At 54.0% G+C, this 15,633-nt stretch carries 14 protein-coding genes; 11 read left to right on the top strand and 3 right to left on the bottom strand.

The window, feature by feature from the left end:
* Positions 1-20: 20 nt before the first annotated feature.
* The 6 genes from NH395_RS10880 (at position 21) to NH395_RS10855 (ending at position 6,847) form a co-directional block, all read left to right on the top strand.
* On the top strand, positions 21-926 hold the full coding sequence (locus NH395_RS10880; RefSeq protein ID WP_253024698.1) for a 3-hydroxyacyl-CoA dehydrogenase NAD-binding domain-containing protein: 906 nt from the start codon (positions 21-23) through the stop codon (positions 924-926).
* Positions 923-1,951 carry a cyclase family protein gene (locus NH395_RS10875; protein ID WP_253024696.1) on the top strand — a complete coding sequence of 343 codons (1,029 nt, stop codon included), beginning with the start codon at positions 923-925 and terminating at the stop codon, positions 1,949-1,951. Before NH395_RS10880 ends, NH395_RS10875 begins: the two co-directional genes overlap by 4 nt.
* Positions 1,952-2,187: 236 nt before the next feature.
* Complete coding sequence (locus NH395_RS10870) at positions 2,188-3,177, top strand: tripartite tricarboxylate transporter substrate binding protein (protein WP_253024695.1); 990 nt, start codon at positions 2,188-2,190, stop codon at positions 3,175-3,177.
* A 96-nt stretch (positions 3,178-3,273) separates the two neighbouring features.
* On the top strand, positions 3,274-3,774 hold the full coding sequence (locus tag NH395_RS10865) for a tripartite tricarboxylate transporter TctB family protein (RefSeq protein WP_253024693.1): 501 nt from the start codon (positions 3,274-3,276) through the stop codon (positions 3,772-3,774).
* A 32-nt stretch (positions 3,775-3,806) separates the two neighbouring features.
* On the top strand, positions 3,807-5,315 hold the full coding sequence (locus tag NH395_RS10860; RefSeq protein ID WP_253024691.1) for a tripartite tricarboxylate transporter permease: 1,509 nt from the start codon (positions 3,807-3,809) through the stop codon (positions 5,313-5,315).
* A gap of 125 nt (positions 5,316-5,440) precedes the next feature.
* Positions 5,441-6,847: a hypothetical protein gene (locus NH395_RS10855; protein ID WP_253024689.1), complete on the top strand. Its 1,407-nt coding sequence runs from the start codon at positions 5,441-5,443 to the stop codon at positions 6,845-6,847.
* A 118-nt stretch (positions 6,848-6,965) separates the two neighbouring features.
* Here the strand turns inward: NH395_RS10855 and NH395_RS10850 are convergent, their stop codons facing one another.
* Both NH395_RS10850 and NH395_RS10845 read right to left on the bottom strand, forming a co-directional pair.
* Positions 6,966-8,117 (bottom strand): acyl-CoA dehydrogenase family protein, encoded by a 1,152-nt coding sequence (locus tag NH395_RS10850; RefSeq protein WP_253024688.1) that lies wholly within the window; start codon positions 8,115-8,117, stop codon positions 6,966-6,968.
* Between the two features lie 46 nt (positions 8,118-8,163).
* Entirely contained in the window at positions 8,164-8,985 is an 822-nt protein-coding gene (locus tag NH395_RS10845; RefSeq protein ID WP_253024687.1) for an IclR family transcriptional regulator, read from the bottom strand.
* 277 nt (positions 8,986-9,262) lie between these two features.
* Here NH395_RS10845 and NH395_RS10840 point away from each other — a divergent pair, with 277 nt between their 5' ends.
* The 5 genes from NH395_RS10840 to NH395_RS10820 all read left to right on the top strand — a co-directional run bounded on the left by NH395_RS10840 (position 9,263) and on the right by NH395_RS10820 (position 14,628).
* Entirely contained in the window at positions 9,263-10,054 is a 792-nt protein-coding gene (locus NH395_RS10840) for an enoyl-CoA hydratase (protein WP_253024686.1), read from the top strand.
* A complete protein-coding gene (locus NH395_RS10835; RefSeq protein WP_253024685.1) occupies positions 10,054-11,583 on the top strand; it encodes a 3-hydroxyacyl-CoA dehydrogenase in 1,530 nt (509 codons plus the stop codon). The genes NH395_RS10840 and NH395_RS10835 overlap by 1 nt, the downstream gene beginning before the upstream one ends.
* The gene (locus NH395_RS10830) at positions 11,583-12,848 is read left to right on the top strand and encodes a CaiB/BaiF CoA-transferase family protein (protein ID WP_253024684.1); all 1,266 of its coding nucleotides are present in this window, start codon (positions 11,583-11,585) and stop codon (positions 12,846-12,848) included. Before NH395_RS10835 ends, NH395_RS10830 begins: the two co-directional genes overlap by 1 nt.
* Positions 12,849-12,881: 33 nt before the next feature.
* Positions 12,882-13,631, top strand: a complete 750-nt coding sequence (locus NH395_RS10825; protein WP_066321003.1) for an electron transfer flavoprotein subunit beta/FixA family protein — start codon at positions 12,882-12,884, stop codon at positions 13,629-13,631.
* A gap of 70 nt (positions 13,632-13,701) precedes the next feature.
* On the top strand, positions 13,702-14,628 hold the full coding sequence (locus NH395_RS10820; RefSeq protein ID WP_253024683.1) for an FAD-binding protein: 927 nt from the start codon (positions 13,702-13,704) through the stop codon (positions 14,626-14,628).
* 106 nt (positions 14,629-14,734) lie between these two features.
* Here the strand turns inward: NH395_RS10820 and NH395_RS10815 are convergent, their stop codons facing one another.
* Positions 14,735-15,529: an IclR family transcriptional regulator C-terminal domain-containing protein gene (locus NH395_RS10815; RefSeq protein WP_253024682.1), complete on the bottom strand. Its 795-nt coding sequence runs from the start codon at positions 15,527-15,529 to the stop codon at positions 14,735-14,737.
* Positions 15,530-15,633 lie beyond the last annotated feature (104 nt).

Below are 15,633 nucleotides of genomic sequence, written 5' to 3'. Positions count from 1 at the left end.
CAGGCGAAGGGAGAGAGCTGATGCAAGAAGAGGCTTTGCGAGCTGTTGTGGTGGGGGCTGGCACGATGGGCACCACACTGGCCAAGTTGATGGCGGTTAATGGCATCCAGGTCACCGTTGTGGATACCAATCAGAGCGTGTTGGAAAGCAGCCGTCAGCGTTTAGAAACCCATGCGACTATGACCTGCTTCGCCACGGATTTGAAAATGGCTGAGGTCCCTGACTTCGTCATTGAGAGCGTGACCGAAAATGTCGAGGTCAAACAGAAGGTCGTGGCACAGATCGAAGCTGGCGTGAATGACACCACCATCATCATGACCAATACGTCGGGGATACCGATCGACGAAATAGGCAGCACCATGCACGTTCCGCAACGCTTCGTGGGGACTCACTTCTTTAACCCCGCGGACATTGTGCCCACTGTTGAAGTCGTTCCCGGTAGCCACACTGATGCTGACACAGTGCAAAAGACTTGCGGTTGGTTGACGCGGTTGGGGAAACGGCCAGCGGTGCTCAAGACTTGCGTGCCCGGTTTCGTCGCCAACCGGATCCAGCATGCGGTCATGCGTGAATGCCTCTCCTTGCTGGAGAAGGGCGTGGTAGATGCTGAGGCGCTGGATGATATCGTGCAGTACTCCATCGGTGTGCGGATGGCTTTGAACGGCCCTTTGCAACAGCGCGATCTCAACGGGCTGGACACACATCTGCATATTGCTCGATATCTCTATCCAGATCTTGATGCAAGCCAACAGCCCGCAGCGCTTCTTGAAGAGTATGTGGCCGAGGGGCGTCTGGGGGCTAAGGCAGGGCGAGGGTTTTATCGCTGGAGCGACGAGTCGCTTGCGCGTCACCAGGCTCAAGAGCGGAACAAACTGCAGCGTATCATTGAACTCGCTGCGCAAGACTCAAATGGAGGCGAATCATGAATCAGCAACGCTGGAAGAAACGTCCCGAGGGCAGCAATTGGGGTGATTACGGACCCAATGACCAATTGGGGCGTGTCAATTTGATTGGGACAGCGCAGGTCCTCAAAGGCGTCAAGGAAGTCCAGGAGGGAGTCACGTTCTGCTTGTCTTTGCCTCTGGATATTCCCGGTGGAAAAGTACTGAACCCTCGCCGTTCACCACCGGTATTGACCCCGACGGCGCTTGATGAAAACCAGTACATCAATTTTCCCCTGTCCACCCACACTCCCAAGCTGAATGACATCATCAGCGATGACCAAGTCCAGCTATCGTTGCAGTACTCCACTCAGTGGGACTCCCTGGCCCATGTGGGAGCCCTTTTCGATGCTGATGACGACGGTACGCCTGAGCGTCGCTATTACAATGGCTACATGGCGGCGCAGGATGTGCTCGATTTAAGTGGGGAGCCTTCGCAGCGTCATGATTCCTATGCCAGACGTCTCGGCATCGAGACACTGGCCTCGCATGGCATGCAGGGCCGGGCGGTCTTAGTGGACCTGGTGCGAGCCTTCGGTTCGGGCAGAACGCTTGTAGGGTGCACAGAGCTTTTGGAAGCCCTGGAGCAGCAGAACGTAGTGGTGGAGCAAGGCGATATGCTGGTATTGCGCACAGGGTTTGCCGAAGCCTTGCTGGACATGGAGGGGACGCCCCAACTGGATGTTCTGAAAGACACGGGGGCAGTACTTGATGGCAATGATCCGGCGCTACTGGAGTGGATTACCTCAAGTGGCATTGCGGCGATCTGTGCTGATAACTACGCGGTGGAGAACCTTGATCGCGAACTGGAACCGGACTGTTGCTCCAAACTGCCGCTGCACCACCATTGCCTGTTCAAGCTAGGTTTACCCTTGGCTGAACTCTGGTACCTGAAGGACCTGGCGGCTTGGCTGCATAGCCGAGGACGTAATCGGTTCTTGCTGACGGCGCCGCCTCTACGTCTGCCTGGTGCGATTGGCTCACCGGTTACGCCGGTGGCAACCGTATAAGTGCCAATCAGTAAAATACGGTTATGAGCATGGTGAAAGTAACCTTTTACTTTTAAAAAACTGCTCCATGAAGTGGTGACGACGAATCAGCTTCATTATATTAGTTACTGCTAAAATAAAAAATCTTCAGTGTAAAACTAAAGTTGGATATCTGGCTTTTGCTCTTTCAAAGTAACCTACGATTGTAATGCGAATAAATGTACGCATAGCAAACAATTAATGCATCAGAGGTAATTATGAATAAGCTACTTAATGTCCTAGGATTAGCCACCTTCGGCGGTGCGATTGCGTTATCGCTTTCCGTATCGACTGCCCAGGCACAGGAATGGCCTACTGACGATGTGCGTCTTGTTGTTCCTTATGCCCCGGGTGGCACTACTGACGTTCTGTCGCGTAGTGTGGCTGACCTGCTTCAGGAAGAACTTGATACTAATGTTGTGGTGGAAAATCGTCCTGGTGCAGGCTCTACCGTCGCGACGGGGCGTTTAGCTCGAGGCGGTCGGGACGTTGATCATACAATTCTGATGGCTTCACCAGGCCACGCTATCGGAGCGGCCATATATCCCAACCTCACTTACGATCCGGTTGAAGATTTCGTGTTCATTCAGAACATGATCGATATCCCTAACGTGATGGTGGTTCCGGCTGACAGTCCCTATGACAACGTATCGGACTTTGTCGAAGCGGCTAAAGAGGAAAACATGACCTTTAGCCACAGTGGTGTTGGAAGCTCCATCCATATGTCAGGTGAGCTCTTCAAGACGCTGACTGAGACCAATATGACCGCAGTGCCTTTCGCGGGAAGCGGTGCAGCACTACCTGCCTTGTTGGGTGGGGATGTTGATGTCTCTTTCGAGAATATGCCCACTGTCTATTCACACATTCAGTCGGGCGATCTAAAAGCCCTGGCGGTCACTTCCGCAGAGCGTTCAGAGTATTTGCCTGACGTGCCAACCCTTAATGAAATTGGTGAATATAATCTTGATCAGTTCATTACCACTGCCTGGTTTGGTCTGATTGCTAATGAGAACTTTCCTGAGGAAGGCGTTACGGTCCTGCAGGAAGCTCTGCAAAAGGTGATGGAGCGCGAACAGTTTACTGATTTTGTAGACCAGTTGGGCGCACAGAAAGGCACGCTTTCCGGTGAAGAGTTCAAGGCTTTCATCGCCGATGAAGTTGCTCGCTGGGATGAAGTGGCGGCTGAAGCCGGTATTCGTCAAGAGTAAGTCCTTTTCGAATAATGAGCATTGCGAGGCGAGGGCCATGCCCCTCGCCTCAGTTGGTTTACTTATGGAGCTTTTTACGTCGAGAGGGTATCCCCGATGACGAAGTCTCACTCTAGTTCTGGCACGCTGATCAAGGATCTGTGGGATGTGATCGCAGGGGTGATATTGCTGGGATTCGCCCTGCTTCTGCTGTTCTTCTTGATCCCGGATTACATTGGTCAGCCACCTATTCTGCAAAGCCCAATGATGTCTCCGCGTTGGCTGCCAACCATCGTAGGCTGGTTGCTACTGGTGTTCTCTCTGCTGATGATCGTACAGGGGCTGCTGGTTGCTGATGATAGTGAGGACAATGGGCGTCGCTTCGAACGGGGCCCATGGTTGCGCTTTGTTTTGATGGTGTCAGCGCTGATTGTATATGCTGGCTTATTCGAAATGTTGGGCGCGATCATCAGCGGCATCCTTGCCACCTTTATGCTGTTCGTTGCTCACCCGGTGCGTACTTTGTGGGTCTATGGTTTGGCTATCGTCTTCCCCGTAGGCGTAACACTACTGTTTACCGAGGTCATGAACGTCCCGCTGCCTCTGTTGCCGTTTTAACCCGGCGGCCATCCTTCAAGATCTGGTGACTTATGGAAACCATTACAGAAGTACTGCAGTTGTTTTTGGCTGCAGAGAATTTCTTGGCCATAGCGGTAGGGGTGATAGTTGGCGTGACTGTCGGCTCCATACCGGGCCTTACAGCCACCATGGCGGTGGCCTTGGCGCTACCTTTTACTTTTTCTATGGAGCCGGTGGCGGCGATACTCTTATTGATAGGTATTTATAAAGGCGGTATGTATGGCGGCTCTATCACCGCTATCTTGATCCGAACGCCAGGTTCGCCTGCTTCGGCCTGTACGCTATTGGACGGCTATCCGATGGCGCAGCAGGGTGAAGCGAAAAAGGCACTTAAGATGGCGCTCTACTCCTCGGTGATTGCGGATTTCATCTCTAATATTGCGCTGATCTTCTTCGCTGCCTACCTGGCCAAGATTGCCCTTAACTTCGGCGCGCCAGAGTTCTTCTGGTTGATCTGCTTTTCTTTGACCATCATCATCTCGCTCGCAAGTGGCTCAATGATCAAGGGGCTGATAGCCGCTCTTCTCGGTATACTGCTTTCGCTGGTAGGGCTGGACTCAGTGTTTGGCTCGCAGCGATTGACCTTTGGCAACTATAACTTGATGGATAGCATCTCGTTTATTCCACTATTGATCGGTCTTTTTGCGATACCCGAGATTATCGAGTTTTATCGCAAAAAGGTGGTTCCGCATCTACGTGCTAAAGCGAGTGGTGCGGGCATTTCATTCAAAGAGCTAAAAGGCAGCCTCAAAAGCATCGTTCGAGGCAGTTTGATCGGGGTATTGATCGGTGCTATTCCGGGCACTGGGGCTACGGCGGCTGCTTTTATCTCCTATAGCGATGCGAAGCGTCGTTCACCCCATCCCGAGCGCTTTGGTAAGGGGGAAGTAGAAGGTGTGGCCGCTTCCGAAGCAGGTAACAACGGTGTTGCTGGTGCGACCTTGATCCCGCTCCTGTCGTTAGGCATTCCCGGTGATGTGATCACGGCCATCATCCTGGGGGCCTTTATGGTCCATGGCCTAACCCCGGGACCACTCCTGTTCCAGGAAAACCTGCCCCTGATTTATGCACTGTTCCTCGGTATCATGATGAGCTCGGTGATCCTGCTGTTCGTGGGTAATGCGGCCATCCGCTATTTCTCCTTGATTGCGGATATCCCCAAATCGATCCTTTTCCCGATCGTATTGATGTTCTGCGTTTATGGGGCTTACGCCGTTAATAACGATACCTTCGATGTATGGCTGATGTTGGCATTTGGCGTTCTGGGGTATGTGTTTAATCGTACCGGTATCCCGACGGCCCCTTTCCTGATTGGCTTCATTTTGGGACCCATGTTCGAAGACAACCTGCGCCGGTCATTGTTGATCGGTTCCAACGACCTGTCGATTTTCGTGCGGGGCCCGATCACATGGTTCTTCATTGCGCTAACAGTAGGCTCGATTTTGCTGGCCCTTTATCGCTTTATGTCTTCACGGCAAAAAGCGAAACAGAGCTCTAATGAATCAGAAGCGGGAACATGACACTGCGGGCCTTGCTGTAAGTGGCGACTTTCCTTAAGTCCGCGAGGCGGGCTTAAGGCTCTAGGGAATCGAGCCGACTTCTTGGCGGGGGTCGGCTCGATTTTTATCAGGGAAGTGGGGTAACCATGGATCTTGGCAAATATGAATCCGCAGCAAGCGTGTGGTCTAGCCATTTGCTCGCTGGTGTGGCCGTGCTGGCTGCAGTGCATTTATTAAGCGGTGCAACGTGGGCCGAAAGCCTGGCTCAACTCCTGCTGGTTAGCTTTCTACTACTTGGCTGGCCACGTTTCAGCTTGATGGCCCGGATGCTAGCGTTGGCGTGTGTCGTAGCGTCGCTCTTTGCGCTATGGAGACTTCTTTCACCTTGGGCTGTGCTTCATGAGGCTGCAAGTGGCTTTGTATTCCTGGCGGCGTTCATGACGGCGCTTGCAGTGCTTCGCCTGCCAGCTTACCGTTCAAGACTCATCCGCCGCTGCGGTCATAGCCTGCTGTTGCAGCCACCCACCTGGCGTTATCCGATCCTCTCATTGGGCTCCACCCTTTTCGGTATCGTGCTCAACTTCGGTGTGTTGAATTTGTTCATGTCGATGATCGATAAGTCCAACACCCTCGGCTCAGCACAGGGGAGAGTATGGTTGCAAGAGGTGCGTCGTCGACGCATGCTTCTGGCAACCTTGCGTGGTTTCACCCTGGCGCCGCTGGTTTCCCCGCTAGGTATCGGTGTCGCGGTCGTCTTGGCTAATCTTGAAACGCTAACCTGGGGTGAACTCTTTCCCTACGTATTGTTGTCGGCCGTCATTCTATTTCTGTTGGGCTGGGCCTGTGATCACGTTGCAGGGCCTCCCCCGAGAGCGCGGGGAGCGCTAGTCGCACGGCCCTCACTGATGCCGCTGGCAGCTTTTAGCTTGATGCTGCTTGCGTTAGTGATGCTGGTTTTTGCGCTTGCAACGGTGCTTTCGCTGCGGTTGCCTCAGGCGGTTGTCATTGGTGTGCCCTTGGGAGCATGGATCTGGCTGGCTTGGCAGTGTCGTGGTATTGGCTATGCGGGCGTGGGGCCTGCCACGGTCATTCTAGCCCGTCGCTTGCCTGAGGTATTGGGTGGCATTGGTAATGAGGTTGTGGCGCTGGGCTCCGGGGCCTATCTCGGCTATCTCAGCGTGGCGCTGCTTGATCCTGCCCAACTGGGTGGGGTGGCCTCCCTGCTTGTTGCTCTTGGCAATTGGTTGCCAGCAGTCGTGCTCTTGTTGATCGTCATTCTTGCTCAGGTAGGCGTTAATCCGATTATCAGCGTGACCTTCCTGACCAGCATGGTGGCCCAAGTAGGGCTGGAAAGCGTGTCGTTGCCGCTGTTGGCAGCAGCGATGCTGTCGGGCTGGTCGTTGACGATGGTGTCGTCGCCATTCACGGCAGCGATGATGATAATGTCACGTTTTACAGGGATGACGGCGGGACAGATCGGCCTGCGTTGGAATGGCGTATTTCTTGCGACATCGTTGATGATGGCCTCCGTCCTCTTTCGATTAGCAAGCTGATAGGGGGCAAGTACATCGCTGGTTCCAGGTTCTGGATGTGAGCAAGTTCTTGCCAGGGCTCAGCGGACTGACAAGGTACTTTGGCACAAGTATGGCATGGCGCGCTGTGTGGTGCTGATTACTGGGCGTTGCGGATCATGTTACGCGAAATGATCACCTGTTGAATTTGAGTCGTCCCTTCATAGAGCCGGAAAAGGCGTACATCCCGGTAAAACCGCTCAACGGCATAGTCGCTGATATAACCAGCGCCGCCGTGAATCTGAACACCGCGGTCGGCCACACGGCTACACATTTCGGTAGCGAACATCTTGGCACAAGAGGCTTCGGTACTGACGTTGTGGCCATCATCGCGCTTGCGAGCGGCATCGAGCACCATGCAGCGGGCAGCATAAATCTCGGCTTTGGAATCGGCCAGCATGCCTTGAATCAGTTGGAACTCGGCGATGGGTGTGCCAAATTGTTTGCGTTCCATGGCGAAGCGTAGAGAGTCTTCCAGGATTCGCTCAGCGGCGCCGACCGCAATGGCGGCAATGTGCAGGCGTCCCTTGTCCAGAACCTTCATGGCGGTCTTGAATCCCACGCCTTCTTGCTGGCCAATCAGTGCGCTGGCCGGTACCCGCACATTGTCGAAGATAACATCCGCGGTATGCGCGCCTTTTTGGCCCATCTTCTTATCGCGCTTCCCGATGGTAATGCCGGGGGTATCGGCTTCTACGATGAAAGCACTGATGCCCTTGGCACCCTTGATCTCGACGTTCGTGCGCGCCATGACGGTAAAAATGCCGGCATGCGGCGCATTCGTGATGTAGCGCTTGGTACCGTTGATCAGGTAGTCATCGCCATCCTTCACTGCCGTTGTGCGCAGTGAGGCCGCATCCGAACCCGAGTCAGGCTCGGTTAGACAGAAAGAACTCAGGATATCGCCGCTGGCTAGCCGGGGCAGATAGTGGGCTTTCTGCTCATCGGTGCCGTCGACCAGGATGCCGATTGAGCCAATACCGTTGTTAGTGCCGATGTAAGAGCGGAAAGCAGGAGATGTCCGGCCAAGCTCGAAAGCGATATTGACCTCTTCCTCCATGGTCACCCCTAGTCCACCAAACTCTTCAGGGATGGTGAGGCCGAAGAGCCCCATATCGCGCATCTGTGAAACGATGTCCTCGGGGATGTCATCGCTTTCAGCGACTTCTTCCTCACGCGGAATCAGCTCTTCTTGAACAAAACTGCGGATGGAGTCGAGCAGGAGCTGCATGGTTTCCTGATCACGAATCATGTGTGCGCCTCTTGATATAAATTTGTACGTCGGGATGTCGTGCGGTTTATGAGATTTGGGTCTTTATATCGTTGACCAGTTGCACCAGTTGCGGCCCGATAGACTCTTCCAGCTTTTCGCGTGATATCTGGAATTCGGGGCCACCACAATTGAACGCGAGAATTCCAAGCTGGGGATGATGGAGGGGCACCGCAACGGCATTTACCTTACGTTGCCATTCACCAATCGATAGGCAGTACCCGTGATCAGCGTAGTCTCGAAAAGCACGCTCCAATGATCTTCGGATGGCTGGCCACTCTGCAGGATTCGAGTCCCGCAGGTGATTCATCATCACATCAGACTCCTGAGTGGACATTGCAGCGAGACATGCGCGGCCCGCCGAACTCTGGTGGATGGGCAGGCGTGTACCGATCTGACGACGGATGGTAGAGCGAAGAGCACTCTGGACCACATCGAGATAAACCATGTCCAGTCGGTCGCGGGCGGACATGGCCACCGTTGCACCGACCTCGTTAGCAAGATTTACCATCAAGGGTTGAGCAATCGCGCGAATTGGCAAGTTGGATATCATCGAATAGCCAAAGGCCATGACGCCCACATCCAACTGATATTTCCCGCGTTGCAGAGGGCGCAGATAGCCCAGTCGAGCTAGCGTGTGGGTAAGCCTGCTGACGGTAGGGCGCGGCAGGCCTGACTTTTTCGACAGGTCGAGATTGCTTAGGGCGCTTTCGCTCGGCGTAAAGCAGCGTAATAGCTCAAGCCCTCTGGCCAGCGCCGTCACAAACTGCCGGTCCTCTTCCTGCTCACCTGCTGTGTTCATCGGGTCCACCACGATCTGATAGTCACCCTGACTGTCTGTTGTCTTCACCGAGTTATGCTCCGCTCGTGGTTTGCTCAATGAGTCGATTTTGCGATTCATGATGGAGATATGTCAACCATGCAATCTTAAAGTCCGCATTGCGGACATTATTTTTTAATGTCTTGTGCAAGATATAAAAAACATTTTTTAAGATAATAGTATGATTAATATCGTTTTTATATTGATACTGTTTCGGCCTAATTGACAGCCGTTCGATAAGCTGTGTAAAAATAACCTCATTATCAAAATAAATGTTCGCAATGCAGACATAAATGATGAGGTTTGTATGACTGATAAGCAACCGCCCGCCGAGGTCTACCTTGCTTCGCTTGATGATGGAGTGGCGGTGGTTCGAATCGATCGCCCAGATGCCAAGAATGCCCTCAACGGCGCTGTTCGGTGCCAGCTCGCCGAGATGTTTTTATCTTTAGCCCAGGATGACGAGGTCAGGGCCATCGTACTGACCGGAGGCGAGCAGGTGTTTGTAGCCGGTGCTGACGTGAAGGAGTTTGCTACTGCGTCTCCGACCGAAATGCATTTACGACACAATGAACGCCTTTGGGAGCCGATCGCGCACTGCTACAAGCCCGTCATAGCGGCGGTCAACGGATTCGCTTTAGGCGGTGGCTGTGAGCTTGCCATGCACTGCGACATCATCGTTGCTGGGGAGTCTGCTCAGTTTGGGCAGCCAGAGGTCAAACTTGGCTTGATGCCTGGCGCTGGCGGGACGCAACGATTGGTTCGAGCCGTTGGCAAATTTCAGGCCATGCGCATGCTGATGACCGGCTGCATGGTGCCAGCTTCCGAGGCGTTGGGCATGGGTTTGGTGAGCGAAGTGGTGGCCGACGATCAGACATTGGAGCGCGCCAATACATTGGCTAAAGACATTGCGCGTTTGCCAGCGCTGGCACTCGAGCACATCAAGGAGACAGTGCTCATGGGTGCCGATCTGCCGCTTGAGAGTGCCCTGGTTCTTGAACGAAAAGCTTTCCAGATGCTTTTTGACACAGCGGATCAAAAGGAAGGGTCCGCTGCTTTTGTCGAGAAGCGCAAACCGGACTATCGAGGAGCGTCGTAATGGCAAGTGACGTAAACCGACTGGGAATTGTTGGAACCGGCGTGATGGGAGCGGGGATCGCTCAAATTGCTGCCCAGGCTGGCCTGAATGTGGTGCTGTTTGACAAGAATGAAGGTGCGGCCCAAAAGGCGCTTGATGGCCTGAAGGCAACGTTCGACAAACTAGTGGGTAAGGGCAAGATATCTCGCCAATCGGCTGAGGTTGCGATGTCTCATCTTTCTGTCATCGAGTCTTTACCGGCCCTGGCAGATTGCGACGTGGTCATCGAGGCAATCGTTGAGGACCTGGGAATCAAGCAAGCGCTATTCGCTGATCTGGAGGCAATTGTTGCCCGAGAGTGCATTCTGGCAACTAACACCTCTTCACTCTCGGTCACATCGATTGCCGCTGGCTTGAACTGCCCTGATCGAGTGGCCGGTTTCCACTTCTTCAATCCTGTGCCGTTGATGAAGGTGATTGAGGTGATCGGGGGCATCGATACGGATGAAGCTGTCGTCGCCACTTTGCTTAAGCTGGCAAGCCGACTCGGCCATACTGGCGTGCGCGCCCAGGACACCCCTGGCTTCATCGTCAACCACGCGGGACGTGCCTACAGCACAGAAGGTCTGAAAATCCTTGAGGAGCGAGTAGCGCCTACTGGGGATATCGACCGGATTCTTCGCGAAGAGGCTGGATTCCGGATGGGGCCGCTTGAACTTTTTGATTTAACGGGCCTGGATGTGTCCCATCCTGCGATGGAGGCGATCTTCACGCAGTTCTATCACGATCCGCGTTACCGTCCGTCTTATATATCCCGACAGATGTTGAAAGGTAACCGCTTGGGCCGCAAGACCGGTGTTGGCTTTTATCGCTATGAAAAAGGACAAAAAGTCGATGCCCCGACGCCACAGCCGGTGCCTGACATCACTGAGCTACCGCCAATCTGGGTGGGATGTGATGACGCCGACCTGCATACGTACGTTGCATCATTGATAGCGTCGCTTGGCGGACGAGTCGAGCAGACGGATTCACCCTCGGACGAAGCGCTCTGCCTATTGCTGCCCTTTGGTGATGATGCGGTGAGTGCGAGTGCGTACTTCGGTACCGACCCAGAGCGCACGCTCTGCCTTGATGCACTGATGGGCCTTGAGCGTCATCGTACTCTCATGGTGACGCCGGTCACCCGGCATGAAATGCGCGACGCAGCGCATGCGTTATTGGCATCAGATGGTACCTGCGTAACGGTGATCCGTGACAGCGTGGGTTTTGTCTCTCAGCGGGTGCTTGCTGCCGTGGTGAACCTGGCCTGCGATATTGCCCAGCGTGAGATCGCCACGCCTGCCGATATCGATAATGCCGTCAGGCTCGGGCTCAACTATCCCCAGGGCCCGCTGGCGTGGGGGGAAGCCCTGGGACCGAAACGGTTGCTTGGCATACTCAATCGTATTCACGTATTGACGGGTGATCCACGCTATCGGCCAAGCCCATGGCTGCGTCGTCGTGCCACGCTTGGCGTATCGCTTTTACATCCATCATCCGGTGCTCGGTGATGTCGAAAATTGATGATGTTGATTCAAAAGAGGGGGGTGCCATGGGAGCGCTAACGGGCGTTCGTGTGCTCGACTTAAGCCGGGTGCTGGCGGGGCCTTGGGGCAGCCAAGTGCTAGCTGACCTTGGTGCGGATGTTGTCAAGGTGGAGCGTATTGGGCGTGGGGATGATACTCGTGCCTGGGGGCCTCCCTACATGAAGACTGCTGACGGTGAAAATACTCAGGAAACTTCTTACTATCAGTCTTCCAATCGCAATAAACGCTCGGTGGCTGTCGATATTGCTAGCGAGAAAGGCCAGGAAATTGTTCGTGCACTGGCTGCCGAGAGCGACGTGCTGATAGAGAATTTCAAAGCAGGCTCCTTAAAGAAATACGGTCTGGATTACGAGTCACTTTCAAGCCTTAATCCGAGATTGGTCTATTGCTCAATTACGGGGTTTGGTCAGACGGGGCCTCGTGCGCAGGAGCCTGGCTATGATTTTATTATTCAGGGTATGGGCGGGCTGATGAGCATCACCGGTGAACGTGATGGTGTTCCGAGTGGCGGCCCGCAGAAAGTGGGCGTGGCTGTCACCGATGTGATGACGGGCCTGTATTCGGTTATTGCTATACAAGCAGCCCTACTGGCTCGTGAAAAAACTGGGCGTGGCCAGCATTGTGATATGGCCTTACTGGATGTACAGCTGGCTGCGTTGGGTAATCAGAGCCAAAACTACCTAAGTACGGGCGTATCACCTGGCCGCTACGGTAATGCGCATGCCAATATCGTGCCCTATAACTCCTTCCATGCAAGTGATAAGGATTTCATTATCGCCTGTGGCAACGATTCTCAGTTTGCCGCATTGTGCAATGCGATAGAGCTGCCCGAATTGTCTGTGGATCCCCGGTTTTCAAAGAATGAAGATCGCGTCAGAAACAGAGAGGCGATTACTCAGATTCTATCGGACCATTTCAAGCGCGACACAGCGGACGCTTGGGTGAAGAGAATAAGTAAGGTCAAAGTGCCCGTCGGGCTAATCAATAACATTGCCGATGCATTAGCGGAGCCTCAAGTGGATGCTCGTGGCATGTTAGTCAATATCCCCCACCCCATGAATCCTGACTTCGAGATGGTTGGGAGCCCAATTCATCTTTCTGATACGCCAGTAGAATATAAAAGGCCAGCACCACTGCTAGGCCAAGATACGAATGATGTGCTTGCTGAATACCTTGGCCTTTCACCAGAACAACTATCGCAGTTTAAAAATGACGGCGTCGTCGGTTAATCCACTTTTTACGTATATCACTAAGGAGCTTTCATGAAAGTACTTGTCGCGGTGAAGCGCGTCATCGACTACAACGTCAAAATTCGTGTCAAAGCGGACCATTCTGACGTCGACCTTACCAACGTCAAAATGGCCATGAACCCCTTCTGCGAAATTGCCGTGGAAGAAGCCGTGCGTCTGAAAGAGAAGGGCGTTGCGACGGAAGTGGTCGCCGTGACGGTGGGCCCCAAGGCCGCCCAGGAGCAACTGCGCACCGCGCTGGCGCTGGGGGCGGATCGCGCCATTCATATCGAAACTGACGAGCGCGCCGAATCACTGGCCGTCGCCAAGCTGCTGGCCAAGGTGGTCGATGAAGAGCAACCGGGCATGGTGATTCTCGGCAAGCAGGCCATCGACACCGACAATAACCAGACCGGCCAGATGCTTGCCGCCTTGACCAACCTGCCCCAGGGCACCTTTGCGTCAGAGGTGACCGTCGATGGCGACAAGGTTCACGTGACCCGGGAAATCGATGGCGGCCTGCAGACGGTTGCCTTGACGCTGCCGGCGATCGTCACGACCGATCTGCGCCTCAACGAGCCGCGCTACGCCAAGCTGCCGGATATCATGAAAGCCAAGAAAAAGCCCATGGACGTGAAGACTCCCGCCGATCTGGGTGTCGAGGTGGCGTCCAAGGTCAGCCTTTTGAAAGTCGAATCCCCGGCGGAGCGCAAGGGCGGTATCAAAGTGGCCTCGGTAGACGAGCTGATCGACAAACTGAAAAACGAAGCCAAGGTTCTTTAAGGTCGGTTCTTTACAACCCGTACTTTGAGACGAGTTCTTCGAGACAAGCGCTTTGAAAGGAGCTGATTTTATGAGTATTTTGGTACTTGCCGACCTGCATGAAGGCCAGCTGGCGGGCGCCACGGCCCACGTCGTGGCCGCGGCTAAAGCCATTGGTGGCGATATCGACGTTCTTGTCGCCGGTGAAGGCGTTCAGGCCGCGGCCGAGGCGGCGGCCAAGCTTGACGGCGTAAGTAAAGTACGCGTTGCGGATAACGCCGTTTACGCCCACCAGCTTGCCGAGCCTATGGGCGCACTGCTGGTCGAACTGGCCGATGGCTACACCCACGTACTGGCCAGCGCCTCCACCACCGGCAAAAACGTGCTACCGCGTCTGGCGGCCTTGAAAGACGTCAGCCAGCTTTCTGATGTGCTTGCCGTGGATAGCGCTGATACCTTCAAGCGCCCGATTTACGCGGGTAACGCCATCGCGACCGTCAAGAGCGACGACGCGCTGAAAGTCATCACCGTGCGTACCACCGGCTTTGATGCCGTGGGTGATGGCGGCAGCCCCACCATCGAAGCCGTTGATACCGTGGTCGACAATGCCCAGTCCAGTTTCGTCAAGCAGGAGCTTGCCGAGTCGGACCGCCCGGAGCTGGGTGGCGCCAAGGTGGTGATTTCCGGCGGCCGCGGCATGGGCAACGGCGAAAACTTCAAGCTGCTCGACGGCATTGCCGACAAGCTGGGGGCGGCGATTGGTGCTTCCCGCGCCGCGGTAGACGCAGGCTTCGTGCCCAACGATATGCAGGTCGGCCAGACCGGCAAGATCGTGGCCCCGGAGCTGTATATCGCGGTGGGGATTTCCGGCGCCATCCAGCACCTGGCCGGCATGAAGGACTCCAAGGTCATCGTCGCGATCAACAAGGACGACGAAGCGCCGATCTTCCAGGTTGCCGATTATGGCCTGGTGGGCGATCTGTTCGAGATCCTCCCGGAGCTGGAAAGCAACATTTAGCAGGGCCTGATTACTGGATGCTAGTGTTCAAGCCTTCTTGAGCACTAGCTTTGCTTGCCAGTCAGCTGCTGAGGCTGGATAGCAGTCGGCATGCTAATGAGTGACTCTAGGTATTGACCGTTTGACGGATAAGCTGGGCTTTATCCTGTAATAAGGGCTTGTAAATATCTAACAGCATTTGCATATCAACGCGTGCGGCGTTGGTGCTGATATTGATGGCGCCTATGAGCTTGTCGTGGATGTCGATGACGGGAACGGCAATGGAGCGTAAGCCAGAGTCTAATTCTTGATCTACTACCGAATAACCTAGTTGACGCACTTCATCGATACACCTCTTTAACTCCTCTTTATCAGTGATGGTTTTATCGGTGTATCGTTTCAATGAAATGCGTTCTAAATAGGCGTTTAGCTCTGTTTCAGATAACTGCGATAACAATGCGCGCCCCATGGATGTGTGTGCTGCCGGGAGGCGTGTCCCCACTGATAAAGAAATCGCCATCAAGCGATGTGGTGCCGCTGAGCGGGCCACATAAATGACATCGTCTCCATCCAAAACACCAAGTGAGGATGACTCGCCACTTTGAGCGGTAATATCCTCCAGATATTGTTGTATGACGCTGCGATAATTATTCGCCGAAAGATATGAATACCCTAGTTGAAGTACTCTGGGAGCGAGTTCGAAGTAACGTTGATTTTTACGCACATAGCCTAATGCGTTCAGCGTTAACAAGAATCGTCGTGCTTTTGCTCGGTTCATACCTGTACGGGCAGCAACCTCACTTAACGTCATTTTTGGATGGGAGTCATCGAAGGCCATGATGACTTCCAAGCCACTCGCCAGTGCTGTGACGAAATCACGGTCATCAGGCTTAAGCGTTTCTACCTGGGGTAAGTCTTCCATTATTTTGCTCTCATCCAGTTAATTCATGTTCCCCAAATACTTTAGCACGATGTTCGAATAGCGAATAATTGTGCTTATAGGCTATAGGCATACCATGCCCATGT

Origin of the sequence: Halomonas sp. Mc5H-6, from assembly GCF_024124705.1 — a bacterium.
Lineage (GTDB): Bacteria > Pseudomonadota > Gammaproteobacteria > Pseudomonadales > Halomonadaceae > Vreelandella > Vreelandella subterranea.
The sequence above is the reverse complement of the archived record's forward strand: the minus strand, read 5'-3'. Positions and strand labels throughout refer to the sequence as shown.

Excerpts from the sequence above, each read along its gene's own strand:
- NH395_RS10815 (WP_253024682.1), bottom strand. The coding sequence starts at position 15,529 with ATGGAAGACTTACCCCAGGTAGAAACGCTTAAGCCTGATGACCGTGAT.
- NH395_RS10825 (WP_066321003.1), top strand. The coding sequence starts at position 12,882 with ATGAAAGTACTTGTCGCGGTGAAGCGCGTCATCGACTACAACGTCAAA.
- NH395_RS10840 (WP_253024686.1), top strand. The coding sequence starts at position 9,263 with ATGACTGATAAGCAACCGCCCGCCGAGGTCTACCTTGCTTCGCTTGAT.
- NH395_RS10875 (WP_253024696.1), top strand. The coding sequence starts at position 923 with ATGAATCAGCAACGCTGGAAGAAACGTCCCGAGGGCAGCAATTGGGGT.
- NH395_RS10870 (WP_253024695.1), top strand. The coding sequence starts at position 2,188 with ATGAATAAGCTACTTAATGTCCTAGGATTAGCCACCTTCGGCGGTGCG.
- NH395_RS10860 (WP_253024691.1), top strand. The coding sequence starts at position 3,807 with ATGGAAACCATTACAGAAGTACTGCAGTTGTTTTTGGCTGCAGAGAAT.
- NH395_RS10880 (WP_253024698.1), top strand. The coding sequence starts at position 21 with ATGCAAGAAGAGGCTTTGCGAGCTGTTGTGGTGGGGGCTGGCACGATG.
- NH395_RS10865 (WP_253024693.1), top strand. The coding sequence starts at position 3,274 with ATGACGAAGTCTCACTCTAGTTCTGGCACGCTGATCAAGGATCTGTGG.
- NH395_RS10855 (WP_253024689.1), top strand. The coding sequence starts at position 5,441 with ATGGATCTTGGCAAATATGAATCCGCAGCAAGCGTGTGGTCTAGCCAT.
- NH395_RS10820 (WP_253024683.1), top strand. The coding sequence starts at position 13,702 with ATGAGTATTTTGGTACTTGCCGACCTGCATGAAGGCCAGCTGGCGGGC.
- NH395_RS10835 (WP_253024685.1), top strand. The coding sequence starts at position 10,054 with ATGGCAAGTGACGTAAACCGACTGGGAATTGTTGGAACCGGCGTGATG.
- NH395_RS10830 (WP_253024684.1), top strand. The coding sequence starts at position 11,583 with ATGTCGAAAATTGATGATGTTGATTCAAAAGAGGGGGGTGCCATGGGA.
- NH395_RS10850 (WP_253024688.1), bottom strand. The coding sequence starts at position 8,117 with ATGATTCGTGATCAGGAAACCATGCAGCTCCTGCTCGACTCCATCCGC.